Genomic DNA, 26,767 nt, shown 5'->3' with positions numbered 1-26,767 from the left:
TATGTTTGCATCGTAAGCCGCCATTTTTGGCGGCTTTTATGTTTTAGGGTATGGGTTAAAACGATGTAGCAGACAAGGGGGCGGTATGAATGAATTGTTAACAGAAGTATCTGCGATTGCTCGTGAAGCGGGCGATGCTATTTTACGTGTTTACGCTCAACCGTTCGATGTAGCGATTAAAGCGGATAACAGCCCCGTCACCGCCGCTGATAATGCGGCAAACCAGATTATTTTAGACAAGCTGAAAGCGCTTCCAGAGCGGATTCCTGTGCTTTCAGAAGAAGGGGGTGAGGCGTTCACCGGGCCGGATGCCAGCGGGCGCTATTGGCTGGTGGACCCGTTGGATGGCACGAAAGAGTTTGTAAAGCGTAATGATGAGTTCACGGTGAATATCGCCCTCATCGAGAACGGCAAGCCTGTATTGGGCGTTGTGCTGGCGCCGGTATTCAACGTGGCGTATATAGCAGCTAGTGGTGTAGGGGCGTTTAAGATTGATAAGTACGGGAAGCGAGTCGCTATTCATGTTTCTGGTAGGCCAAAAGAAGGTACCCCGTGGCGCGTAATGGGGAGCCGTTCCCATGCCAACCCCTATTTGGAAGATTGGTTAAAGCAGCTAGGCCCTCACGAGACAAGGCCCATGGGCAGTTCGTTGAAATTTGGCATCATCGCCGAAGGCAGTGCCGATGTATATCCACGCCTCGGCCCCACCAGCCTATGGGACACCGCCGCCGCTCAAGCGGTCGTCGAACAAGCGGGTGGACGAGTAGTGACCCTGGACGGCACCCCACTTTGTTATGCCAACCCCAACGAAACCCTCAACCCGGATTTTGTTGTTTGGGGTTTCTAATTTAAACGCCTGATTAAAAAAGTATCACTATCAAATAGTAGGTTACTGAAATGAAATTTTTTCAAACAGTACGTTGAATTATAAGCCTGGATGCAGAGGTACAAAAGGGCTTATGCCATGTATCAATGCACAAACCAAATCTGTATGATTTTAAGTCAAAATTCAGGCTGTCCTTTCGGGAGTCTGGTTAGAATGTTAGTTAAGATTAACTACGTTGAGAGTTGCATATGTTACGTTTAATGTCTTTTTTCGAAAAAAAGTTACCGATTCTTACGGCTGCAACGCCTGGTGCTTTTCGAATATTCGTTATCGTATTTACTGGTTTTTTTGTTGCCACTGAAAGTATGGCTTTTTTCTCGACTGAATATACACTTACGGCTTTTTTTGTAATGATTAGTGGGGTCGGATTTTCTACTATTCTAGTCAAGGGTATGGCTGAGCGTAATGATTTTGAAATATTTTTAAGTTATGCATTAACATCTTTGATGATAGGGGGGGGAGTATCCGTTCTTTTATTGTATTTGATATCTTTTGCTGTGCCGGTGCCTGATTTTTCTGCTGTTTTATTATTGGTTTTAGCCACTTCTATCTATCAGGTGTTTAGGAGCTATTTAATATTTAATAAAAACTTTTGGGGGCTTTTGCTGAATGATGTCTTGGTAGGCTTTTTTTATCTCTCTATAGTTATATTTTGGTACCTGCTATATGGAGAGCTTAGTGTTTTTAAGGCGTTTGTTTTTTTAGCATTCTCTTATTTTTTCTCACTAGTAGTAGTGTCATTTGTCAGTTTAAAGTACTTGAATAAGGAAAAAGTAACGTTTCATAAGTTTAGCTTGGTTTCAAAGAAAAATACTGAATCCAGTCTGGTTGTTGGTTTTTCTAATGCGGCAAGTGGAGGTGTCAGCTTTATACTACCTTCTTTCTTTATTGTGTTAGGTGGCGAAGAAATTGCGATAGTGGCTTCCTTAGCTGCCTTGGTTTTTAATGCTATCGCAGCAATTCCAAGGGGAATAATCAATAATTCAACAGCAGCACTTTCTAGAATGGTGTTAAACTGTCATTTCGATCCTATTTTGGTTTCGGAACTGCGTAAAAAAATTAAAATCATTATTGTTTTTCTGTTTCCATGCTTGTCGCTGCTCATGCTTGCGTATCTTGTGTTTTTTGCTGACGTAAGTGCACTGTTTGCAGCAGTATTATTTATAGTTTCGTTAGGCTTTTATATTGCCACCGCCCAGTTCGGCGTTGTGGAGTCAGTACTGATTAACCTATGTGGCTATGAAAATTTCGCACTGGTTTTTAATGCTGGAATCTTCATGCTTATTTGGGCTGCCTTTCTCTTGATTATTAATGTTGCTACTTTTCGTGAATATCAATACATAGTGTATTCGGTTCCTGTTTTACTTGGGGTGGTAAATATTATCCGAATGTTTTGGTATCGTGGTCTGGTCAACCGATATTTTAAAGTTAACCAATAGTTCTGGCATTCATGACTGCGCAGTAAGTCATGAGTTGCATCTTGACACAGTAGATGAGGCTATAAGCCTGAGCTAGCTCAGAACCATAGCAATGGTCGGCGGAGTGCCATCTAGAAAGGAAAAAAGCGCCATCCAGTATGGTTAATATCGACGTTAAGCAGCTGATTGAGTAGTGTATTCGAGCGTGGTTATAAATGGGGGGCTACCCAGCCAAACTTAATTGGCTGGGAGGTTTATTATGTTTTAATTGCAATGTTCCCTGAATACTATAACGATGTCATTAGTATCTACTCTTAAATCATATAAAGGGTAGGTCTCTTCTATTTCTAAACTGCAGGCATCTCCATCATAAGAAGTGTTGTAAGTAAGAGTGCCACCATAAAAATAGTAAGCATTCCTAGCAGACATGTAGTTTGTTATTGGTTTGTCGATCATGCGAGCAATTAAGCGAGAGTTCGTAACCTGTTTTTTTACTCTATAGGTATTATCTAAAATACCTACCATTGCAATATTTTTTATGTTCTCTTTAGTCGCCAAGATGTCAGCGTTTTCATTTATAGATGGGATTGTCTCTGACTCATATTGGTTTGAATTTTTAAGAACGTTTCCATATACGCTTGAGTAAAATATAAAATTGTAAATAAGTATAGCAGATGCTAGATAACCAGAATATCTGAAAAAAGTGTATTTATCATTCAAGAGTATGAAGCAAAGTGCAGATGAAAGAGCACCAAGCCCCATGTATACGCGTGGAACCAAAGCTTGATGGTTAAGTATTAGCAGTATCCCAAAAGTTCCAGAAGCCATTATGCCAAGTCCCAAAAAGCGATGAATTATTTCCTTTTTGTTTTTTCTTTCCTTTAACCCTATGATTGTGGTTAATAAAACAAGTACGCCCATAGTGAATACTAGTAATGCATATGTTTTGTTTAGTTTAAAAGCATAGCGTGCATATCCGTAATAATTGTTAAATGCTCCTGGTATGATTTGGGTAAGTGGTAAAGTTCCTGAGTTTTTCTCACCATACTCACCGCTTACTGGAATGAAAAAAAGTACTATCTTGTACAGTATCAAAGCTATGATTAAGCATCCTATATATATAGAAAATCTTTTTATTACATACTTGAGATTATCCTTTTTAGCTTCTTGGTAGATCCAAAGACCTGCCATTACTAAAGCTACATTTATTGCTGCCTGATAAAGGCATAGAGAAAATAAAAATAGTGCTATGTTAGAAGGTATTAAAATTTTTATTTTACATTGAGATGCTAGCATTGTTGCCGAAAGAAGTGAGCAAAAAAAAGATAATGTCATGATTTGGTTATCAAATCGGTATGACATGTTTTGTATATAGAAAACGTTAGCAAATAAGAAAATGAATGCTATCCAAGAAGACGTTCTAGCTCGGCTAAATACTTCTTTACATAAAAGTACCGATACTGTTATTAAAAATATAGATATGAGTTGAGATATTGGTGTTATATCACTCAGTCGGTCATTTAGTTTGAAGGGAATTGTCAATATGTCGGCAAGAGGTCTACCGACATCACTCCAGTTATCCCCGCCCCATAGCTGCCTAGTTTTATCATCTTGATAATGACCAGCAATGAAAGTCCAGAAATATGAAATAGTGAAAAAAGCTGCTATTCCTATAAATGAATTTCTTTCGTATTTGAGATTTTTAGTGATTTTCATGTTTTATTCTGCTTTATCAATAATATAAGTAGGGCGTTTTTTTGATTCTATGTAGAGGCGTCCAATGTACTCTCCCAGCACGCCTATAGATATAAGCTGGATAGACCCAAAGAAAAGTATTGCTGACATAAGCGATGCATACCCAGGCCAATCAATGCCAAATATAAGAGTTCGCAAGATAATAAAAACCATGTAAAGCAGGCTGAACAATGCGATCACGCCACCTATATACGACCAAATGCGAAGTGGCCATGTAGAAAAGCTTGTCAGGCCATCAAGAGCAAAATTCCAAAGCTTCCAGTAGTTCCACTTTGTCTCCCCTGCATGACGTGCTGGGCGGTCGTACTCAACACCAATCGAAGGATAGCCTGGCCATGCAAACATGGCTTTCATGAAGCGGTTACGCTCGGGCATTTGCCTAATTGCATTGACTACACGGCGGCTTAATAAACGGTAGTCGCCAGTATTGGGTGGGATGCTGATGTGGGACAGTTTATTAAATATATGGTAGAAAAGGCCAGCGGTGGCGCGCTTGCTACGTCCATCCTCTTTTCGGCTCGCGCGCATACCATAAACGGTGTCATACCCTTCGCGCCAAAGGTAAACAAATTCATTTATCAGCGCCGGAGGGTCTTGCAGATCGACATCCATGGGTACAACAGCATCACCCTTAGCGTGGTCAAGCCCGGCGGTCATGGCCGCTTCCTTTCCAAAGTTGCGTGAAAGTTTCAGGCAGCGCACTCGATTATCGTTCTCGGCAGCCTTGGCAATCTCTTGACAGGTTAGATCTGTTGATCCGTCATCGATAAACAATATCTCAAGATCAATGTCTAAGCCTTGCAGATCTTTATCGATAGCTGTAATGAATGGTGCTATTGACTCTTCTTCGTTGTATACCGGGACGATCAGCGACAATAGCTGTTGCCGGCCCTTATGTTCAGATCCCATTCCTATTCTCCTTTGAAAGCCCAAAGTGCTGATGCAGCATAAGTCAGTATTGGTATGCAAATAGTCGCGATGGCAATTGCCCAGAAAGAAGGCACAGATAGCCAAAGCATCAGCGTTAATAGTATGTTGTTGATAATAAATCCGCTGATAGCCACAGCAAAGAATCGCCATCCAGACCCTCTTTCCTTGAATGTAAAGTGGCGGTGCCCATAGAATGACACTATAAATGCGATGCAAAAAGCAATGATATTGACCAGGTAAGGCAGGGCATTAGGGTGCAGAGCCAATACAAATACGGCTGTTAAAAGATGAGTAAGAGTAGCTATTCCGCCTATGATTATAAACCTGAACGGCCGGCTCGAATCTTTATTTAGAACGTCAATAATTTTATGCATTTCTGCCACCCTCTGTTCGGATCGGCATAATGCCATTTATCGCTTTAGTATTCTACGATTGCCTTACAGTATGGCCCTCGTGACTTCGCATGAATTTGGTTTGAGCGAATAGGAGGGCTACTGGGTTGTTAATCACATCAGGCTGGTTATCGCTTGTACGATTTTGAGTTCATCCTTGATAAATATTGAGCCTTTCTGGAGACAAAACGATCATAAAAAAACTAAACTTATTGGTATGGATCCACTCTTTCATGTGATCATGATTTTTTATTAAAATAAGATCAGCTTGTGATGGATAGGTTGTCAATGAAGAGATGCCTACGATATTTATTTAAAATGTAACGTGTTGTTACTCATCTGATCTTCTCTATAGTTAGTTGAAATTAAATTCGGGTTATAATTTATATCTTTTGGTAATGTTAAAAAGCCGCTTTTAGCGGCTTCTTGAAGTTGTCAACGATGGTGCTGCTGTTCGCGTTCGGGCTGCCACAAGATGGCGTCGATACGTAGGCGGACTTCGGAGTTATTGGGTAAAGGCCAATCAATAATATCGCCTACTTTAAGGCCGATAAGGCCCGCGCCAATGGGTGCCATTACCGAAATGCCGTCCTCAACCGTGCTGAGTGCATGGGGGTAAACCAGTGTACGCACCATTTGGCGCCCACGGGTTAAGTCAGTGAAGCGGATTTGGCTGTTCATGCTGACCACGTTGTCGGGGATTTCCTGAGGATCAATCACTTCCCCGCGGGATAGCTCTTCCTCAAGCAGCGTGGCCACGGCAAGCTCTTTATCCGTAGCGTTATCAATCAAGCGCTGCAAGCGTTCTGCATCAAGACGGTTAATCGTAATGGGAGGACGTTGTCCCATGGTCACTCTCCTTGGAAAGCAATGAAATCAATTGGATACTTTTATTTAACAGTAAATAAACGATTTTGTAGCTGTCAATAAAAACAGTCCTCCCTGAAAAGGGAGGACTGTTCGCCATGACCAGTGTAAGCGATCTAGCAGAGGAAGGCGATTACATTACTCCTTGCTCAATCATGGCATCCGCCACCTTTCTGAACCCGGCAATATTAGCGCCCAGTACCAGGTTGGTGGGGTCGCCAAACTCTTCCGCTGTGGTGGCGCACTGCTGGTAAATATTGGCCATTATCTCTTTGAGTTTTTGGTCAACTTTTTCCATGGGCCACTGCTCCATGCTGCTGTTTTGCGCCATCTCCAGCTGGCTTGTCGCCACGCCGCCAGCGTTAGCAGCTTTACCTGGGCCATAGGCAATTTTAGCGGCCAGGAAGCAGTCAACAGCCTCGGTGGTCGAAGGCATGTTGGCGCCTTCGCTCACGCAGGTAATCTGATTGGCGAGGAGCGTTTTGGCATCAAGCTCGGTTAGCTCGTTTTGGGTGGCACAGGGGAAAGCGGCGTCTGCCTGAATGTGCCAAACCGCATGCCCACCTTGCGGATAATCTCGGGCGCTAATGTAGTGCGCGTCAGGGTGCTCGCTTAGGTACTCTTCAAGCGATACCCGTTTGACTTCTTTAAGCTGCTTAAGAAGCCCAAGGTCGATGCCCTTTGGATCGTGGACTGTGCCGCGTGAGTCGCTACAGGTGATGGGGGTGGCGCCCAGCTCATACAGTTTTTCGATGGTGTAAATGGATACGTTCCCCGCGCCAGATACCAGGCAGGTTTTGCCTTCCAGGGTCTCGCCGCGGGCCGCCAGCATGTTTTGCGCGAAGTAAACAGCGCCGTATCCGGTGGCTTCTTTACGACCAAGCGAGCCGCCCCAATTTAGGCCTTTGCCGGTTAATACGCCTTCATAGCGACCTGTCAGGCGTTTGTACTGCCCATACATATAGCCGATTTCACGCGCGCCAACCCCAATGTCGCCAGCCGGTACATCGCGGGTAGGGCCGATGTGGCGGTAAAGCTCTGACATGAAGGCTTGGCAAAAACGCATGATTTCGTTGTCTGACTTACCCTTCGGGTCGAAGTCAGAGCCACCTTTACCGCCGCCGATAGGCAGTCCAGTTAAGGCGTTTTTGAAAATTTGCTCAAACCCTAAAAACTTGATGGTGCCTGCCGTAACGCTTGGGTGAAAGCGTAAGCCGCCTTTGTAGGGCCCAAGGGCTGAGTTGAACTGAATACGATAGCCTTTGTTGACCTGTACGCGGCCAGCATCATCTAACCAGCAAACGCGGAACATGATTTGGCGCTCTGGTTCGACCATACGTTCAATAATGCTGTGCTGTAGGTAGTGCGGCTGACGCTCAAACAGAGGACGCAAACACTCTAATACTTCTTCTGCCGCTTGATAAAATTCAACCTGAGCGGGACTGCTAAGCTTTAAACGGGACAGCGTATCGTGAACGTAGGGCATGAAAAAATACCATGTGTAATTACTAAAGACGTTGTTAGCTGGTCAGCTATTTGAGGGACATTAAACGGGGGATGCGCTTTCTTGCATACCCTATGTCGTTTCGGAATGAGTAAAAAAATAGTGGAATTTAGACCAAAGTCGCAGGGTTTTGCTTAAAAAAGCAGGATATTAACAAAGTCAGTTAAACGATGTTTAAACGTAGTGCAGTGCGTAGCGCCAGCCATTGGGCGCAGCATTGTTATTGTGGCGGTGGTTCACGGTGCGACCGTAACCGTAGTGCGTATATGGACTCCTCCTCGCTTGCAAGCACAAAAGGTCATGGCGGCTATGTCGACTGCGAGCGTATATTCGGTCTCGTTAAGGATGCCTGACACACGGACATCGGACCTTAATGGGCTATTCGCACGTCGGGTACCCTCAGCGTAAACGAGCTTTGATGCTCTACGCACTACACGGTATGGCCCGACGTCGGTTCGACCTGTTCGCCATCTCTCTTGTGGTGTTGCAATCGGGGTGGTGGGAACACCGGGTTAAAGGTTAAATATTCATGGTGCTTTCATGTGGCTAAGCTAAGCGGCCGCCGCCAGTTCGGGATCATACGGCACCTGGTGACGCGTGACGGCCCACGCCATGCGAGCCGTCTTGTTGGCGAGCGCCACAATCGCGACGTTGCGATGCTTTCGTATGGCAAGCCGTTTGATCCATTGGCTTAGGCCGTCTTCCTGCGTCACCGCATAACGGAGAACGGATCGTGCGCCATGCACCAGCAGCTTGCGCAGGTACCCGTTGCCTCGCTTGCTGATTCCCAGCAGGCGCTCCCGTCCGCCCGTGCTGTGCTGACGCGGGGTAAGCCCCAATGACGCAGCAAAGTCGCGTCCACGTTGATAGATAGTGCCGTCACCCAGCACACCGGCCAGGGCGCTGGCGGTAATGGGACCAATGCCGCGCAGCGTCATCAGACGCCTGGCAACGGGGTCGGTGTTGGCATGCTTTTCAATGGCCGTGGTTAACTGTTCAACACGATCATCAAGGTAGCGTAAGTCGTTCGCCAACTCCGCCAGCAAGCGACGAAAGTGGTCACTGAGCCCGTTAGAGGCATCTTCCAGCCAAAGCGGTAGCGCCCGCCGCAATTGTTGGATACCCGTGGGAGCAATCAAGCCATACTCCCCGACCAGACCACGGATCTGGTTGGCCTTGGCCGTCCGCTGACTGATGAGTTCTTCCCGGATTCGGTGGGTAGCCTGAGCATCCTGTTGCTCAACCGATTTTACCGCCACGAAGCGCATCGTGGGTCGGCCGAGGGCTTCACAAATCGCTTCAGCATCGGCCCGGTCATTTTTATTCGTCTTGACGTACGGTTTTACGAACTGGGCAGCCACCAGCTTGACCTGGTAGCCACGTGCCTGGAGCTGACGTGCCCAGTAATGCGCTGTGGCGCATGCTTCCATGCCAATGATCGCGCCCTGGGGAACACGGCGACAAACCGCATCGAGCCACTTGGCACGGGTGTATTTGCCTCGCCACTGAGGTTGCTCATGTCGGTCAACACCATGAACGTGAAAAACAGACTTTGCGATATCAACACCTACTCGACTAATGTTCATAGGGGCTTCTCCTGACTCTCAACGCTGATAGTTGTCCAACCCACCTATCAGTATGGCGCACAGACGCCGGAGTAGGGTGAGGAGGAGTCCATCCCATTGTGTAAGCGAAGCGCACCCGCAGCGGCGGCCCGGCGCAAAGCAGCGCCCTGCGCTGCCGGGGTTAGGGTTGGGTGTGGTTCCAGGCCAAGGCGGCACATCCGGGCGGCTGGCGCCGCCTTTCGCGGGTGCCGTAGGCTCGTTCCTCGCCTGCGTTACCACGCGCTACAATTGCCATGTTGGTGAGGCGTGGCCTTAACCATCGGGCGCGGTAATGGCGTTTACCGGCGCTATACGGGCAGGGCGGCGCCGTCTGTGCGGGGTTCGGTGCCGCCCTGGAATGCGCCGGTGGCGGCGTTGCGTAGGATGATTTGCCCGCGGCCAAAGGTCAGCGCATCGTTCGTCCTGACAATGTGATGCCCGCGCCGTTCTAATGCTTGGGCGAGGTGGTCGGGAAAGCTGGGTTCCACCTCAACGGTTTTGCCTGCTACCCATTTCCAGCGCGGTAGGTCCAGTGCCGCCTGTGGGTTGAGCCTGTCTTCCAGTAGGCTGGTAACTACCTGTACATGGCCTTGAGGCTGCATGTAACCGCCCATAACGCCGAAGGGGCCGACCGCTTGATTATCCTTGGTGATAAAGCCGGGGATAATGGTGTGGTAGGTGCGCTTGCCGGGGCGCAATACGTTGGCGTCTTCTTCGTTAAGCGAGAATGACCAGCCTCGGTTTTGCAGGCTGATACCGGTGCCTGGCACGACAATACCTGAACCGAAGCCTTCAAAGTTGCTTTGGATAAACGAGACCATATTGCCTTCGTCATCCGCTGTTGCGAGGTACACCGTGCCGCCCAGAAGTGGATTGCCGTGTACGGGGTCAATAGCTTCGTTTCCGATCAACTTACTGCGTTGCGCCAAGTAGGCCGGTGAGAGCATCTGTTCGACGCTTGGTGCCATAGCTTCACGCTCGGTGATATAACGTAGGCCATCTACATAACCCAGCTTGGTCGCTTCGATGCGGCGATGCAGCGATTCAATCGCATCACGTGGCTCATCGCCCAGTGATTCCAGAATGCCGAGTGCCTGTAGCGCGATTAAACCGCTGCCGTTGGGCGGAATTTCCCAGATATCATGACCGCGATAGCGCACGCTAATAGGGTCGACCCATTCAGGCCTAAAGGCCGCGAGGTCTTCCTTGCGAAGAAAGCCACCATGCTGGCGCGAAAAGTTATCCATGGCATCGGCTAGCTCGCCTTCGTAGAATGCATTGGCGCCGCTTTCAGCTATCGCGCGTAGCGTGTTGGCCATGTCAGGTGAATGCCAAATATCGCCCGCTTTTGGGGCATGGCCGTGTGGCGCAAAATGCTCAAACCAGGCGGCAAACTCTGGGCGGTTGTACTGCTTGTAACGGGTGAAGGCTTTTTGCCATAGCTGACTCACCACGGGAGAAACCGCAAAGCCCTCTTCGGCCAGGGTAATCGCCGGGGCCAGCAGTGTCGCAAGGGGAAGCTTGCCAAAGCGCTCAGAAAGCGTGGCCCAAGCAGCGGGGGCGCCGGGTACGGTCACTGGGATTAGTCCATGGGCGGGCATTGCATCCAGGCCAAGCTCTCGCACGGCATCAATACTAATCCCCGTTGGGGCTCTGCCGCTGGCATTAAGGCCGTGTAATTCATCCTTCACCCACACCAGGGCAAATGCATCGCTGCCAATACCGTTGGAGGTGGGCTCAACCACGGTAAGTGCGGCGGCGGTCGCAATAGCCGCGTCAATTGCGTTGCCGCCATTACGCAGAATATCGGCACCCACTTGGGCGGCAAGCGTTTGGGAGGTGGCGACCATGCCGCGCTTACCCAACGTCACCATGCGTCGGGAGGCGGCCGGGTAGTAATGAGGGTCGAGGTTCATTGAATTATCCTTGTGCGATATGCCAAGCAGGCCACTGTAGGGCTCAACATTAGCAGGATAATCTTATGAACGTCTTCTGGTAGCCTTGATTACGTATTAGGCTTTGTACGAAAACTGCTTGCGCTCGACCATACGGCGTTAAAAATCAGCTCAAAATACTCATTTACCCATGTAAACTCCGTTTTTTCGCTGATTTTTGCCTTGTCTGGTCTTCGCTCAGCGACTTTTCGTACCAACCCTAGGCCAAGCAGGCCGCAGCGAACCGTTGGGGGGCTCACCTTTCAGGGCTTACGCAACAGTTCAATCGGCACGTTAAGATGTTGCGGGCGCTGGAGTACATTCAGCAACACAATGGCGCGCTCTTCGCCCTTGCAGCGTTCGAATATAGCGTCAAGGTCTTTAAAGGGGCCGTCAGTAATGGTGACTTTTTCGCCCGCGCAGAAATAGGTATGACTCCCTTCTAAGCGGTGAGGTTGGGCGCGAAGCGTCTCCACCAGTGTATTGGGCACGCTAATGGGCGTATTGCCAAACGTCAGTAGGCGTAATACACCACGGGTAGAGCGAATAGGGCGCCAATTGCTGACAACCTGGTCTAAACGAATAAACAGGTAATAGGGAAACAGCGGCTCGCTCACCGTGGCAAGCTTGCCCTGGCGCCTGCGTTGTACGTTCAGTACCGGATGAAACACCTCATAATCCTGGTTAGCGAGGTGTTCGGCCGCGCGGAATGATTCGCTGCCTTTGCACTGAATAACGTACCAGTTGGGCAGGGCGCGCTCTTCAATGCTGGTCTCGGAAGAGGCTGGCTCTAGGTCATTGGGTTCCATACGTTAGCTCTGTGCCTGGACGAGCAGTGTAGCGAGCGCTTCTAAGGTTTGGTCGATATGCGCCTGGGTATGATCATAGGCAAGGAAAAAGCGTAGCCGGGCGCTCTTTTCCGGTACAGCTGGGTAAAGAATCGGCTGAACATTGATGTGGTACTGTTCAAGCAGCGTGTGGGAGAGGTGTGCTGCCAACGGTGAACTGCCCACAATGATGGGAACAACGGCGGCGCCGATGCTGTGCCCGGTATCCATGCCGTGCTTTTTGGCTTGCTGCAGGAAGTAGCGCGAGATCGAGTGAAGTTTTTCCACCCGTTCAGGCTCTTGCTGCATAAGCGCTAGCACTTTGAGAGAGGGGGCGGCGACCTGGGCAGGCATCCCCACACTGTACAAGAAACCGGGCGCAAAGTAGCGCAGCGTTTCAACCAGCGCTTTAGTGCCCGCAATGTACCCGCCGCAGCCGGAGAGCGTTTTGCTCATCGTGCCCATCCAGATATCCACATCACGTGGGTCGATGGCAAAGTACTCATGAAGCCCTAAGCCGTTATTACCCATAACGCCGAAGGAGTGTGCTTCATCAACCATCAGCCATACCTGGTGCCGCTTTTTGAGCTCGATAAAGCGAGGCAGATCAGGAATGTCGCCATCCATGCTGTAAAGCCCTTCGATGACGACAATCACCCGTTCAAATTGATGACGGTGGCGGCTAAGCAAGGCATCGAGGGCATCGGGGTCGTTATGCGAAAACGACATGCGTTTGGCGCCGGAAAGCTGCGCGCCAACCAGTGAGCTGTTGTGAATATACTCGTCATGTAGCACGAGGTCTTTAGGCCCAAGCAGATAGCCAAGCGTTGATACGTTAGTGGCATGCCCGCTTACAAACGCGACCGCATCATCGACCTGATACGCCTTGGCAATGGCGTGTTCCAGCTCCCGGTGAATAGGGCGCTCACCAGAAACGACTCGGCTGGCCGATACGGAGCTGCCGTAACGCGTCACTGCCTCGCAAGCGGCTTGGTTAACGCGCGGGTCGCCTGAGTAGCCAAGGTAATTGTAGCTGGCGAAGTTGATGCACGGTTGCCCCTGAATAACGCTGGTTGCTCCGGCAATGCCTTCATGCACCTTAAAGAAGGGGTCTTTTAACCCCAACTGTTCAGCACCCTGGCGCAGCATGGCAAGCTGCTGGTAGCCTGGGTGGGCATCAAACCGCGTAAAGCGCTCGGGCACCGGATTGCTTGAGTCGTTGCCCTGTGAGGAGCTGGCAGCGTTGGCCGTTGCGTGTGGCATCGTACGTGGCGTCGTACGTTTACGTGCTTGTTCCAACAGCTGCCGTTTTAAATCAGAGCGCTTGGCGGTCATGGTGTCTCGGTTGTCGATGATGTTGATGCAGGCTCAGTGAAGCCGTCTGCCCCGTGGCGAGCGGCCAGAGAGGCTAACGCATCTTGCGGTGCTTCTTCAACATCGTCGTCATGCTGATGGAGCTTTTGAATCAGCACACCCGCCAGCTTGTTAAGTGTTGAGGCTTCGCTGAGTATCATTACCGGTACCTGAACACCCAAGCGGTTCTCGATTGCTGTCATCAGCTCGACCCCCATCAGCGAGTCAAACCCCATGTCGTAGACCGAGCGATTAACGTCAATCTTTTCCTCTTCAATTAACAGGATGCTGGCAAGCTCTGCTCGAAGCAGCTCTGTGACCGTACTATGCAGCTCTTCCGGGGAAAGGTCGGCAAGCAGAGCGCTGATATCGTCATCGGTATCGTTGCTGCTGTCGTCATCGCTGGCACGGGCAATCTCGTTAAAGCGTGGCGCATTGGCGGTCGGTAAGAAGCGGGCGAGCGCGCCCCATTCAAGCTCCAGTACGCCAAGGCTGGGGCCGGGTGATACCAGCATCTGCTCAAGCACGTTAAGCGCATCATCTGAACAAAGGGCAGAGCCGCCTAAACGCTCTTGCAGCGCGTCACGCGTGCGCGTGTTGCGCGCCAGGAAACCAACATCTTCAATAGCACCCCAGCGTACACACGTGGCGGAAAGACCGGCGGCACGGCGATTAGCGGCAAACGCTTCGAGCCAATGGTTGGCGGCCACGTAATTGGCCTGACCTGGGTTGCCAAATAGCGTGGTCGCTGACGAGTAGAGGATAAAGAAGTCCAATTGCTCATTACGCGTTAGCGCATCCAGGTGGCGAGCACCCTCTATTTTGGGCGTTAGCACCTTTTGAATGCGTTCGGCGTCCAGGTTACGGATCAAGCTGTCATCTATCACCGTGGCGGCATGCACGATACCGCGCAGCGGGCCCAGCTCATCCTTGGCGCGAGCTAGCACGCTGGCCAGTGCGTCGTGGTTGGTAATGTCGCAGGCTGCGGCCATTACCTGTACGCCCTGAGCATTAAAATCCGCAAGCGCAGCTTGTGCTTCTTCGCTGGCCGGGCCGCTGCGGCTAAGCAGAATCAGTTGGCGAGCGCCTTTGCTTACCAGCCATTGGGCGGTTTTAAGACCGAACCCGCCCAAGCCGCCGGTCACCAGGTAGCTGCCATCGTTTGATAGGCTCAGCGTTTCACGGCCCAGCGCTTCGTTTCTGGGCGGCGCAATAGGCTGCTCATAGGTAACGACGACTTTGCCGATCTGGCGCGCTTGCTGCATATAGCGGAAAGCATCGATGACCTGGCTATGGCTGAACGCGGTAAACGGTAGCGGGCTGAGGGTGCCGTCGTTAAACAGCGCCATCATTTCGCCAAACAACCGCTGGGTCAGCGCAGGCTGTACTTTCATTAGCTGATCGGAGTCGATACCGAAATAGCTTAAGTTATTGCGGAAAGGGCGCAGGCCAATGTGGGTATTCTCGTAGAAATCGCGCTTACCCAGTTCCAGGAATCGACCAAAGGGGCGCAGGGCGCGCAGGTTTTGGTTGATGGCTTCCCCGGCAAGTGAGTTCAGTACGATATCGACACCTTCGCCCTGAGTGTCTTCAAGAATTTCTTCAGCAAAGGTGAGTGAGCGGGAATCATAAAGATGCTCCACGCCCATTAGCCGTAAAAAGTCGCGTTTCTCTGCCGAGCCCACCGTGGCGTAAATTTCCGCGCCAAGCCATTGAGCAATTTGCAGCGCGGCAATACCGACACCACCGGCTGCACCATGAATCAAGACTTTTTCGCCTGGCTCCAGGCGTGCCAAGTGTTTAAGCGCGTAGTACACGGTAAAAAACGTGGTCGGGATGGTGGCAGCGGCGGCGTAACTCACGCCTTCTGGAAGAGGCGCTATCGCGTGCTGACTGGCAATCAGCCGGTCACTAAAACTGGCTGGCCCAAAGCCGACGATGGCTTGCCCTGGGGCTACGTGAGTAACGTTGTCGCCCACGGCAATAACTTCACCAGAGAACTCAAGACCCAGGGTTGGCCCCGCAAAGCCGTTCTCGATCGCTTCGTCAGAAAGCAGGCCGAGCGTGTACATCACGTCACGGAAGTTAAGCCCGGTAGCTTTTACCTTGACCTCAACCTCATCGGCCTTAAGCGCAGGTAACGCTCGTGGGCGCCACTGTAGCTGGCGCAACTGCCCGGGTAGCGCAAAGCCGAGGGTCATTGCTTGACGGGCAGGCGTGTTAACGGTTTGTTGAGGTGCCGGTGCAGGCAAGGTGCGCAAGCGGGTGGCAAAGCGTTCACCGCCTGCATGGATGACGACTTCGTTTTCGCTGTCCGCGATAGTCAGCGATGCAGCCCATGTACTTAACGCTGCATCGCTAACCTCATGGGGAATATCCAGCAGGCTGGCCGTATGCCCCACAGCTTCATTGGCAAGCGAGCGGCCAAAGCCCCAAAGTGCCGCATCATCGGGTACGTTGCCGTGTGTTTGCTGTGTTTGTTGAGTGTGCCAAAGCAGGCTAACACCTTGAGTGGTAAGCCATAGCGTTGCCGAGGTGAGTTTGGCCGCTTCCAGCGCCAGGCTCCACTGCTGGGCACGATAACAACGCAAGGTTTGCACGCTGGTGTCGCTACCGCCCAGGTCGCGTAGGTCAATCACATTCAATATTTGAGCAGCATCGCCCCATTCGCCGAGTGCATTTTGCAATAGCGTATCGGGCGCGTCGTCGCTTTGTTCAACCCGGACCTTGGCCTGGTGTGCGGTAAGTGCTTTAGCCAAGCGCGCCGCAAGCGCCTCGTTGGTCGAGTCGGAGATGATTAACTGGCAAGGCGTGTTGGCAAGGCTCTCATCCGCCTGAGAAGTGACGGATGCCAGTGGTAGTTGGGCATGCAGCAGGTAAGCGCCCGCCGAGCTCTCTTCAAGCTCAATAGGGGCTGAAACCATAAAGCCTTGGGCACTTAGCCAATCGCTTAGTGTGCTGTGTTCCAACGCTGCCTGGTCGATGCCTGGCGTTGCCAGCACGTCGTCTAGCCACTGGCTGGGGGCTATACCCATCACCATAAGGTGGGCGCCAGGAGCCAACTGGGCAGGCAAGGCTTCAATCAGCTGGCGCGTGCGAGCAGGTTGGGTGGCATCGGTACTGATGAAGGCGAGCTGGGCTTTTTCTGCGTTTGCTAACGTGTGTGGCGCATCATCCAGCGACTGCACATCAATAAGCGGGTAGCGCTCTTGCAACTGTTCTGCCTGGTGACGTGCGCTGTCATGCGTGGTAATCACTCGGTAGTGGTGATTGCCTGCCTGGCCTGCATTGGCTAGCTGCTCCAGCAGACGCTGGCCCAGCGCAGGTGCGCAGGGGCCCGCTTCAAGCAGTTGCAGGCGCTCGCCTTGGCCCAATAGGGAAAGTGAGGCTTCGATCAGACTGCCAAGCTCAGTGGCAAGCGCTTGCCAACCGCATTCACCGATCAGTACACGATTTAGCCTTGCCATTAGCTCAGTGGTAATGCCCAGTGTCTCAAGCGATGTCGTGCCGTTGAGTAGTGCATCACGGTGCAAGCCCAAGCGGCCCACCAGATGAATCGGTGCAAAATAGTCGGGGTAATCCTGCACCAGTAGTTGCCAGATAGCTTCGGGCGCCAGTGCTTCTTCGTCACCTTCAATGGCATAGCCATGCTGGGTAAATGCTTCGCTTAGGCTATCGAGTAACGGAGCGACTTCCTGGGCGTAGCGTTGACCGGTATATGACGCGTAGTGGCCGCTTAGTTGTGCCAAACGGTTTAGGGCGTCGGCCGCCAAGGGCAGTGGCTTGGCGTCAAGCGGCGCTGGGGTAAGCTCGATATCCAGATAGCTAAACGATTGATGATGCGCGCGGTTCAAACGAATCGCCTTGAAGCGTGTTTGGCTTAGCACGGCCACGGCGTTTCCATTCGCATCGTACAGTTCAAAATCTGCGGTAAACGAGTGGGGCGCGCGTTTGCCCATCACGGCGCGAGCCAGTACCGGCACACCCGCTTCGAGGTTGACCTGTATACGACCAACCCGAACAGGCACAAACGCAAGCTGGGCGGCAAATTCACTGTGTTGCGCTAGCAAGGGGATAAACATCTGGAAGGCGCTATCCAGAATGCCGGGATGAAGGTGAAGCGTCGCTAGCTGTGCCTGCACGTTACTGGATAAATCGATGGCGCCGATGACGGCGTTATCTTCGATCCATCCGTGGCTAATTGCCTGGAAGGCAGGCCCATAGTGCAGGCCGATGCGCTCGGCCATTTGAAGGTGTTCCGTTAGCGTGTAGTCCGGTGCGCGCGAAGGCAGTTTAGGTGCCCGACGGTTGAGCAGAAAGCCACGGCTTTCGTGCATATTGCGCGCTACCGCGTTTAACTGCCATTCGTGACCATTGGCTGGTTCACGGGAGTGAATGGCGATGCGGCCGTCTTCCGAATTGAGCGCTAAGCGCAGAGCTCGACCATTAGGCCCATCCAGCAGGAGGGGGGCACGAATTTCCAGCTCTTCGATATCCAAAAGCGGGGTATCTTTTTGCTGTAACGCGGCGGCCAGGGTTAGCTCAACAAATCCGGCACCGGGGAACACCGCGCCTTCACCCACTACGTGATCGGCAAGCCAAGGCTGACGCTTAATGTCCAACTGGCTTTCCCAGGTGTGCTCTTGCTGCGCCAGCGGGTAGCCCAGTAGAGGATGCTGGTAATAGCGTGACAGTAGTCCTTGGCTGTCTTGTGTGCTGTTGACCCAGTGCCGCGTGCGTTGCCATGGGTAGCGGGGCAGTAAGGTACGTTGGCCTTCCACGGGGAAGGCATGACGCATATCAAATGAAAGCCCGCTCAACAGTAACTGGCCAACACTTTGCAGCAGTTGTTCAAGACCAGGTTTGTGCCGCTCAATAGTGCCAATTGCCAGCCCTTTACGCTCTTGCTGGCGCAGTGTTTCATTGAGGTAGCGGCGCAAAATGGGATGCGCGCCAACTTCTACAAATACGTTATAACCCTGTTGTATCAGCGCGGTGGCTGCGTTATCAAACAGGACCGGTTCGCGGATGTTTTTCCACCAATACGTGGCGTCAAGCTCAGTGCCCAGGCTAAGTTCACCGGTAACCGTTGAGTAGTAGGGCAGCTGTGTTTTACAAGGGGTAATGTCGGCCAGCGCATCAATAACCCCCTGCTGGATGCTATCCATGGCGGGGCTATGGAAGGCGTAGTCCAGCGGTAGGCGCTTAGCGAAAGAGCCTTGTTCACTTAACGCGGCTTCAAGCGCGGCCAGTTGATCACGGTTACCTGCCAGCGTGATGCCTTTAGGACTGTTAATACCCGCAAGGCAAACCTGGTCAAATTCTGGCTTGGCAAGCCATGGTGCTATGTCTTCGGCGCTCATGGCGACGGCGCTCATTGCACCCTTGCCACGGGTTTGGCCTTGATAAAAACTGCGGAAATAAATGACCTTGACGGCGTCTTCAAGACTGAGTGCACCTGCAGCCCAGGCGGCAGCGACTTCCCCGACACTATGCCCAAACACAGCAGTAGGCATGATGCCTTGCGCTTTTAGCCATTCTGTTAGCGCGACCTGTAGAGCAAACAGGGCTGGCTGAGCGATTTCGGTAAGCTCGAAGCGATTCTCTCCGTTCTGCCCCTCAAGCTCAGCACGTAGCGAGAAATCGCCGTGCTGCTGAAATAGGCTGTCCACGCGGTCAATAGCGTCGGCAAACACGGGGGCTGTATTGAGCAGTTCGCGGCCCATGGTTTCCCACTGGCAGCCATTGCCGTCATAAACAAATACCGGGCCACGCGCATTGGGCAGCCGTTCCAGCGTGATCACATGCGGGGTGTCTTCACCCTTGGCAAATTGGCTCAGCGCTGCTGCGGCTTCTTCTGGCGTTTGCGCAAAGCAAAGTGCGCCAAAGGTGTGCTGTTCACGGTGGTTAAACAGTGTATGGGCAACATTGTAGAAGGCGTCGCTGCCTTCTATGAGGTGTTCTGCTAATAAGTGAGCGCTATCCGTAAGTGCGTCCTGGCTTTTAGCACTTAGCCGGATGGGCAGTGCATGAGCGGATGTGTGGCCAGCTGCTGCCGGCTTTTCGGGTGCGCTTTCTAAAATAACGTGGGCATTGGCGCCGCCAAAGCCAAACGAGTTAATCCCGATGACCAAGCGGCCCTCTTTTTTAAGAGGCTGCGCTTTGGTAACGACATGCAGGTTCCATTCATCAAATTTGATGCGTGAATTAAGCTTGCGAATGCCGATGGTAGCAGGCACTTCACGGTGTTGCAGGCTATAAAGCGCTTTGGCAATCCCCGCGACCCCTGACGCCGTTTCCAAGTGGCCGACGTTACTTTTTATAGAGCCAATCGGCAGGGGGGCCTGGCGATACTTGCCCAGGGCTTCACCAATGGCGCGGGTTTCTATTGGGTCGCCAACGGCGGTGCCCGTGCCATGGGCTTCCAGGTAGTCGATCTCGTCGGGGCTGATGCCTGCCTGTTCGTAGGCGCGGCGCATTAGGTCAATCTGTGCGCTGGGATTAGGTACCGTAATGCCTGATTTATGGCCATCGGTATTCACCGCCGAGCCAGCGACCACCGCGAGAATATTGTCGCCGTCAGCGATCGCCTGGTCGTAATCCTTGAGCAGGAAAAGCCCCGCGCCTTCAGAGCGCACGTAGCCATCGCCTGAGTCATCAAACACCTGGCAGCGGCCCGTTGGCGAGAGCATGCTCGCCTTGGAGAATATAATGAACCCATAAGGGTGCAGATGAAGGCTGATCCCCCCCGTCAGCGCCATGGTCGTTTCACCGCTGCGAATGGATTGGCAGGCTTGATGAAACGCCACCATGGATGACGAACAGGCGGTATCCAGCGACATGCTTGGGCCATGTAGGTCAAACACGTAAGAGAGACGGTTGGAAGCAATGCTTGACGTGTTGCCTGTCGCGGTTGACGCATCAATGGCCGCCATGTCATCCGCCATGCGATATGAGTAGTCAAGACTGGCGACCCCCAGGAACACGCCGCACTGGCTGCCGCGTAAGCTGCTGGGGACGATGCCGGCGCTTTCGATGGTTTCCCAAGCGAGCTCTAGCAGCATGCGCTGCTGTGGGTCCATATTGGCCGCTTCGCGGGGCGAAATACCAAAAAATTCGGCATCAAACCCGCTGATGTCGCCAAGGCTTCCGGCCGCAAAGGTAACGCTGGTGCCAGGGTGGCGCTTGTCGGGGTGCAAAAAAGCCTCATGGCTCCAGCGGTCAGAGGCCACTTGGGTGACCAGATCTTTTTCGGCTTGCAGGTCCTGCCAGAACGTTTCAGGGGTGGTGCCGGGGAAACGATGGGCGGCGCCGATAATGGCAACGCGTCTAGTCATTCTTGCTCCTGAGGTTCTGGTTCTGCCTTGATCACATCGCTACTTATATCGTGTCCAAACGCTTGTTTAAATAGCTGGACGCCAAGTTCACTGGCGGTTAACGCGCGCGTGTCATGCTGTTCGGGCATAAAGTCGTTCGACCACTCTTTAGTCTGCGTCGACCATATCATGTACGGCGTCGTGCCAGCCGGTAACGAGAAGTGCTCATACGCTTCGGGCAATATAGGTACATGATCACCATACCAGCCCAGCAATCCTGGCCGTTTATGTTCATCCAGCGTGCTTTTAACGCTAGCCAACATTTTGTCGGCCTCGCCTAGATGGCGCAAGTACACGGCTAAATCGTGTAAATGTGCAGGTAGCGGCCAAGGCGCTGTGGGCAGTGCAGCCGCGAGGCTTTCCTGGTGAGGTGCTTCCAGGTGCAACGGCCCATGGTTTTCCATGGTAATCACAAATATAAAAAGAGGCCCATTATCGCTATCTTCAAGCAGGCGTCCAACCTTTCGTGCAACGGCCAGGTCACCGATGTACTGGCCTTGCTTGTCGCTACTCTCAAAACCGGTGAGATCGATAAACTGGTCGAACCCTAACGAGGGAATCACTTTATGGCGCATATAAAAGCTGGCGGGGTAGGGGTGAACGCATACCGTACGGTACCCCGCTGCCTTAAATGCACTGGCCAGGCTTGGCAGTGGGTGGCGCGACAGCGTGCGATAGGGGTTAAATTGGCGCGGGCCCCATGCGGCCGGTGAAAGTCCGGTAAGTACTGCACATTCGGTACGCACGGTATTAGCACCCCATGCGGGCACCTTCAGCTCGCCATGCAGCTGCGCTTGTAAGCGCGTAGCATCAAAATTCTTTAATAAGCTGTCACTAATGTCAGGGTGCCAGGGGCGTGGGTCGAAAAAGGATTCGCTTTGCACCAGTACGACATTAGGACGTACGTTCGATGTTGCAGTGAGGCGACTGGCTTCAATCTTTTGGGTTAACAGATAAAACGGGGATTGTTCAGGCGCGGGAGGAGATGAGCGCATAAGGGCGATGCCGTAGGCCCATAGGCTTGCAAATAATCCCAAACGATTTATGTCATCAACAGGGTTCAATGTGGTGGGAGCGAGCGCCCGCCAGCCCAAGGCGATAAGCGGCGCACCTATTGCGATGAGTAAGCCGCAGAGAGTGATAAAGCGTTGCCCGCCCCACTGAGATACGAGCGAAGGTTCCCAGTACAGAAACGCTCCGATGGCTGCGGCTCCCGCGCCAATGGCGGCTATGGCAAGGCCGGTCCCAAAAAAGGGCACATAAAGGCGGGGATGGAGAATGGCATCCCAAAAGTACTCAAAATCGTGGCAGATGAACGGTTCACAGAGTGTGCGAGATTTTGTATTACTGGATTGAACGACCACCAGCTGAAGCGCCAGAATAAACACCACCGTAAACCAGGGCCGCTGAAGCACCAGAATAAACGCGCCAAACAGCAATAGCCAGCTGCCTAAATGGACGCAGTTGGCCGCCAGACCACGCCGCCAAAGCGGCTGAGGGCGTGGGTTAAGGAGGGCTTCGAAGATGATCGTTCCCACCCCTCCAACCAACAATGGCCAAAACAGTGCAAAGGGCAGCGAGGTTGTCATATCAGTCGCTCCCCGAATGGTCTGTATGATTAAAGCCCAGGCGTTTGATTAGCCATTGTGAAATAGCGGCCGGAAGTACGGCCAGCCACCAGGTGCCAAAATTGAGTGGGAACGGAAAGCTGATACGAGCCCGGTTCGCATCAATGCCCTGCTTAATCACCTTGGCAGCCCGTTCTGGCGGCCATTCAAAAGGCTTGGGGCCTGGCATGGCATTGCACATGGGCGAGGTTACATAGCCCGGCATTACGACCGTTACCCCCACACCATAAGGGGCCAGCAGCCCGCGTAAGCCTTCCCCATAAGCCTTAATTCCTGCTTTGCTGGCGCTGTAAGTGGGCGTGGTAGGCAGGCCGTGCCAAGCGGCGAGCGAGCTAATCAAGACTAACTGCCCGCTGCCTCGTTTTTGCATGGCGGGCACCAAATGCTGGGCCATGGCAATGGGCGTTTTCAGATTGATATCCAGAAGCGCTTGAACATCCTCCCAGGGCTCTAATGCCCCGTTTGCTTGGGGATGGGCGTTCTTGCCAGCGGTGGCGATCACAATATCAGGCAGGTGTTCTTTACGCAGTGTATGAAGCCACTGCTTGAGTGTTTCTTCATCGACCAGGTTAACTGAGCTGGTTGTCACCTGAGCGCCCTGCGCTTGGCAAGCATCCGCCAGGCAGGATAGTGCGTCCTGTTGCCTGCCATGTAACACCAGATGAGTACGTGGAGCGGCATAGGCGCGTGCCAAGGCACCACCTATAGCACCGGTTGCTCCCGTAATCAGCACGCAGCGCTCAGGTGTGGTGAGGTTTGGAGCGGCACTCAAAGTAGTTTCTCCAACGGCGACGGGCAGGCTTCCAGTATGTGCGCTGCGTTGTTAACGGCCAGGTCAATGCTTGGCTGACAGTAAAAACCGCCGTTCACTTGAACGCTATGCATCACCGTATTACGAAAATAGGTGAAAAGCGCTTGGCTTGGCGGCGGCGGCCGATTCCAAAACTCGTCGAGGCTACCTTCATAGGTAAGCCCGGCAAGATTGTAAATGGGGTCGCTTAGCGCAAACGTAGGGCATTGCTTTTCCAAAGAAACAAAGCCGACAGTGCTGTTAACCGTCACGGTGCCTACTGCATGTTTAATCAGCAAGTCCAGGTTGCCGGACTCCAAATAGACGATACGACCTTGCAAGCCGTAAAACTGGGCAAGCTGTTCAATCACCCTGGCGTAATTGACCAGCCCCATATCCAGTGGGTGATTCTTGATGCAAAGCAGGGCATCGCTTGGTGCATGTTCGGCAAACGAGCCCATCACATGGTCCATCACTTCTTGCATATTGGCATAGGGTGAGTGATCACGAATTTGGGCATCGGTATTGAGCTGAAGCGGTAACATAAAGTAGGGCTTGGCGCTTTCAATCAAGGTTTTTATGCGTTGGGCATCCTGCTTTTTCCACTTCCTTAGTAGCGTAAAGCGTTTGATATAGCCTGCATATTCAACCGGCGCAGTAATCGGTGCATGGTTTCGGTAGTGTGGTGCCACCAAGGGGTTGGCTAACCCCGCCAAGTGATAACTGACATCGTGCATGGCGCGGATCTTGAAGGATGATCTAAAACGCACCGGTGGGGGTAGTTGGGGTAGCGCCTTACCCGTTTCATAAAACCAGCTGGGGTCGCGGGGTAAGAGCGAATGACCATTTACGCCGTCGCGCTCAAGCGTTACCCAAAATGGGCGAAAGTAGCCCTCTTCAAACACGTGGGTGCGTACCCCTGCCGCAGGGGCATTCTCTATCGCGGGCCGATGGATAGGGCGGCGGTCACCGAACATGACCTGGTCGGTAATCGCATGGCGCTGCCAGAGCGATGCTATGTAGTCAGGCAGCTCACTTAATGATTCACGAAACAGGTAGCTTTCACTGTGGGTACGTTGCCAGTAAGCAATATCGCCAGCGTTGAAGTTAACTTTTACGACGCGATGCCCGTCCTCTGTCAAACGACGTGCTAAACGTTGATAGAAGGGCGAGCAGACCCCTTGTAAGAATAAGAATGCGCGCTTTGACTTCAACTCAGTGTCTTCCAATCAATAAATTACGGTAAAGCCGGTAGAGGCGCTGCTTCCATGTCAGCGTCGGTTGCTGTGTGCGTGCCTGCTCTAAAAGGCTAACGGCGGTTTCCGCATTACAGAGCTGACGGCTCGAGGGAGCGACGTAGCATGGATACAGAATTAGCGTGCCCGCCACCAATGCTTCCAGCGTTAAGGCGCGAGAGCGGCGCGGGCAGTGCATAGCATCCTGTGTTAACCCCCAGCCTGCGTAAAACGGCATACCATACGTATGTACTTTGCGGTGACGTAATAGCGCCTCGAAGCCTGTCAGCGAACTCATGGTATGAACCGCATCGACGCGCTCAAGTAGCGTGGTGATTTCCACATGGCTGGCATCCAGATCATACAGGTGTTTAGTATCGGGTTCGAGTGCTCCGATGCGAGCACCGCTGACCACGTCGGGATGTGCCTTATAAATAATAAATGCATGGGGGTGAGTACGGCGCACCTCACGTAAAAGCGCGCTGTTGGTACGAATATGCGGCGATCCAGTGGCAATGGACGCATCACTCTCAACTTGGCCGGGTACGAGTATTATCAGCCGGTTATTGGGCAGCTCGAGAGTGTCGTGTCCGCGCACGTTATATTTGGAGAGCTTTAATGCCACTAAACGCTCTCGTAGTTGGCCGGCACGCTCTAGTAGGTCGTCACTAAAATCGGAATATTCAAGCAGCGACTCCAGGTCACTGGGTTGGCTTGGGTCGTAATAGATCCCTTGAGCATCAATGACCAGTGAAAGCGGTTGAGTAAGATCAACCCCCAAGCCGACAGAACGGATAAAGCCATCTTCAATCCGCCATAAATGGGGCATCAGTACGGCGTGCTGCTGCTCGAAGGTGTGATCAATACGGCTAGACCACACTAAAAGCTTTTGTGAAGGTGGCGTCTCAGGTAGCGCTTTCTGGTACGTAAGCTGTGCGGCACCGCCTAAAAAGTCATGAATAAAGCGTCGCTTCCACGAGGAGAAGCCACAGCCTATCCACTTGCCGCGTAGCCGTTCCTGCTGGCGCTTTTGGTCGGCAATCAGCGCAATGGTCTCCTCTAGCGTGGCAGGTTTTAGTGTATACGGATTGGCATAGCGCGTATAACGCAGATAAGCCGCCGCGAATACTTCATGGAGCGTGCGCTTTGTATGTCGTCGCGAGCAGGCTAGCCGGTCTTCGGTGAGCCCCCAGCCTGCATAAAAGGGCAGGCCAAAGCAGTGAACGCGCTTGCCCGCCAGCAACGCTTCAAAACCGAGCTGGCTGGTCACGACATACACGGTTTCAACCTGATCAAATAATGCCCAAGGGTTAATGTCTTTACTGATCACGCGGCAGCGGGGGTGGTTTTGCGCGCTGAGCAGGTGGCCCTGTTTTTTGCCTGCGATAACATCCGGGTGAATCTTGACCAGAATCTCAGCCGTAGGGTGGTCGGTAAGCGCTGCGGCCAGCATCTGCTCGAAACTATCCGCATTCGCTCCCCCAAACTCAATAGAGGCATCGCCTGCGGTTTGATCAACAACCAGCACTCTCTCTTGGGGCGAATTGCTTGAAGCAGGATCTGGCGCGTGGTTGTACTTGGATAGACGATAGCGCGCAAGCTGCTTAATGCACCGCTCGGCCTGGTTGATTTCGTCGGTAGTAAAAGTGGCGTTGTTAAGCCAGTTTTCTAAATCGGAAGGTTTTGAGGCATCGTAATAAATACCGGTGTGATCAACGACCAGGCTATGCCCTTGATAGCCCGCTACTCCCAGCCCAAGCGAGCGCAAAAAGCCGTCTTCCAAAGCAATATAGGGTAGCTGGCGGCGCTTGGCATACCGCCTTGCCTGAAGGCTTGATGGCTTTAGTCCCCAACCAATCACGACGTCAGGTTTGTTTTGCAGTGGTCGTAAGTAAGAAAAGTGGCTAAATTCAGGCAGCAAGGCAGGCAGTGCGCTAATTTTTCCGATACCTGATGAGGTAAAGCCTGCCGTTTTATTTGCCATAGGTATTGTCATTCGTAACGGAACAAAAAGTTAGGCGAGCGAACATACGTGAAACAGGCCCGCTTATCAATTAGTCACAGTAAGTGCTTACGGGATTACAGAAATTTGTGTTTATAGTCACGAAGCTGAATGATCGTTTAAATTTAATTTAATGCGGCGCGAGAAAATCTGCTGTTTTGATAGGGTGGTGTAATAGAAACAAGGTGTTAGGGCCGTGCAGTATACTCCAGACGTATGCTCAAGTTTGGCTTGCCAATTGGGTAATTGGACGTTATTTACCTTAT

16 protein-coding genes are annotated in these 26,767 nt (G+C 52.1%); 2 read left to right on the top strand and 14 right to left on the bottom strand.

Annotated features, from left to right (window positions below):
- Positions 1 to 85 precede the first annotated feature (85 nt).
- Both cysQ and ACT3T7_RS16225 read left to right on the top strand, forming a co-directional pair.
- The gene (gene cysQ / locus ACT3T7_RS16230; protein ID WP_444631586.1) at positions 86 to 847 is read left to right on the top strand and encodes a 3'(2'),5'-bisphosphate nucleotidase CysQ; all 762 of its coding nucleotides are present in this window, start codon (positions 86 to 88) and stop codon (positions 845 to 847) included.
- A gap of 227 nt (positions 848 to 1,074) precedes the next feature.
- Positions 1,075 to 2,325, top strand: a complete 1,251-nt coding sequence (locus tag ACT3T7_RS16225; RefSeq protein ID WP_444631585.1) for a hypothetical protein — start codon at positions 1,075 to 1,077, stop codon at positions 2,323 to 2,325.
- A 243-nt stretch (positions 2,326 to 2,568) separates the two neighbouring features.
- On the opposite strand, the gene ACT3T7_RS16220 is transcribed toward ACT3T7_RS16225, so the two are convergent.
- The 14 genes from ACT3T7_RS16220 to ACT3T7_RS16155 all read right to left on the bottom strand — a co-directional run bounded on the left by ACT3T7_RS16220 (position 2,569) and on the right by ACT3T7_RS16155 (position 26,483).
- Positions 2,569 to 4,020 carry a glucosyltransferase domain-containing protein gene (locus tag ACT3T7_RS16220; protein WP_444631584.1) on the bottom strand — a complete coding sequence of 484 codons (1,452 nt, stop codon included), beginning with the start codon at positions 4,018 to 4,020 and terminating at the stop codon, positions 2,569 to 2,571.
- A gap of 3 nt (positions 4,021 to 4,023) precedes the next feature.
- Complete coding sequence (locus tag ACT3T7_RS16215; protein ID WP_444631583.1) at positions 4,024 to 4,968, bottom strand: glycosyltransferase family 2 protein; 945 nt, start codon at positions 4,966 to 4,968, stop codon at positions 4,024 to 4,026.
- 2 nt (positions 4,969 to 4,970) lie between these two features.
- Positions 4,971 to 5,363, bottom strand: a complete 393-nt coding sequence (locus ACT3T7_RS16210; RefSeq protein ID WP_444631582.1) for a GtrA family protein — start codon at positions 5,361 to 5,363, stop codon at positions 4,971 to 4,973.
- 453 nt (positions 5,364 to 5,816) lie between these two features.
- Positions 5,817 to 6,230 carry a nucleoside diphosphate kinase regulator gene (rnk, locus tag ACT3T7_RS16205; RefSeq protein WP_193053109.1) on the bottom strand — a complete coding sequence of 138 codons (414 nt, stop codon included), beginning with the start codon at positions 6,228 to 6,230 and terminating at the stop codon, positions 5,817 to 5,819.
- 151 nt (positions 6,231 to 6,381) lie between these two features.
- The gene (gdhA, locus tag ACT3T7_RS16200; RefSeq protein WP_444621966.1) at positions 6,382 to 7,734 is read right to left on the bottom strand and encodes an NADP-specific glutamate dehydrogenase; all 1,353 of its coding nucleotides are present in this window, start codon (positions 7,732 to 7,734) and stop codon (positions 6,382 to 6,384) included.
- A gap of 569 nt (positions 7,735 to 8,303) precedes the next feature.
- Positions 8,304 to 9,338: an IS110 family transposase gene (locus tag ACT3T7_RS16195; RefSeq protein WP_444631581.1), complete on the bottom strand. Its 1,035-nt coding sequence runs from the start codon at positions 9,336 to 9,338 to the stop codon at positions 8,304 to 8,306.
- Positions 9,339 to 9,664: 326 nt separating this feature from the next.
- On the bottom strand, positions 9,665 to 11,272 hold the full coding sequence (locus tag ACT3T7_RS16190) for a gamma-glutamyltransferase family protein (protein ID WP_444631580.1): 1,608 nt from the start codon (positions 11,270 to 11,272) through the stop codon (positions 9,665 to 9,667).
- Positions 11,273 to 11,553: 281 nt separating this feature from the next.
- Positions 11,554 to 12,099: a transcription/translation regulatory transformer protein RfaH gene (rfaH, locus tag ACT3T7_RS16185; protein ID WP_444631579.1), complete on the bottom strand. Its 546-nt coding sequence runs from the start codon at positions 12,097 to 12,099 to the stop codon at positions 11,554 to 11,556.
- A 3-nt stretch (positions 12,100 to 12,102) separates the two neighbouring features.
- Complete coding sequence (locus ACT3T7_RS16180) at positions 12,103 to 13,452, bottom strand: aminotransferase class I/II-fold pyridoxal phosphate-dependent enzyme (RefSeq protein ID WP_444631578.1); 1,350 nt, start codon at positions 13,450 to 13,452, stop codon at positions 12,103 to 12,105.
- Entirely contained in the window at positions 13,449 to 20,807 is a 7,359-nt protein-coding gene (locus tag ACT3T7_RS16175) for an SDR family NAD(P)-dependent oxidoreductase (protein ID WP_444631577.1), read from the bottom strand. The genes ACT3T7_RS16180 and ACT3T7_RS16175 overlap by 4 nt, the downstream gene beginning before the upstream one ends.
- Positions 20,804 to 22,435 carry an LTA synthase family protein gene (locus ACT3T7_RS16170; RefSeq protein WP_444631576.1) on the bottom strand — a complete coding sequence of 544 codons (1,632 nt, stop codon included), beginning with the start codon at positions 22,433 to 22,435 and terminating at the stop codon, positions 20,804 to 20,806. Before ACT3T7_RS16170 ends, ACT3T7_RS16175 begins: the two co-directional genes overlap by 4 nt.
- Before the next feature lies 1 nt (position 22,436).
- Positions 22,437 to 23,246 (bottom strand): SDR family NAD(P)-dependent oxidoreductase, encoded by an 810-nt coding sequence (locus ACT3T7_RS16165; protein WP_444631575.1) that lies wholly within the window; start codon positions 23,244 to 23,246, stop codon positions 22,437 to 22,439.
- Positions 23,243 to 24,478: a capsule biosynthesis protein gene (locus ACT3T7_RS16160; protein ID WP_444631574.1), complete on the bottom strand. Its 1,236-nt coding sequence runs from the start codon at positions 24,476 to 24,478 to the stop codon at positions 23,243 to 23,245. Before ACT3T7_RS16160 ends, ACT3T7_RS16165 begins: the two co-directional genes overlap by 4 nt.
- Position 24,479: 1 nt before the next feature.
- Complete coding sequence (locus ACT3T7_RS16155; protein WP_444631573.1) at positions 24,480 to 26,483, bottom strand: capsular polysaccharide biosynthesis protein; 2,004 nt, start codon at positions 26,481 to 26,483, stop codon at positions 24,480 to 24,482.
- Positions 26,484 to 26,767 lie beyond the last annotated feature (284 nt).

The organism is Halomonas sp. 111 (genome assembly GCF_052379685.1).
GTDB lineage: Bacteria > Pseudomonadota > Gammaproteobacteria > Pseudomonadales > Halomonadaceae > Vreelandella > Vreelandella citrativorans.
The sequence above is the reverse complement of the archived record's forward strand: the minus strand, read 5'-3'. Positions and strand labels throughout refer to the sequence as shown.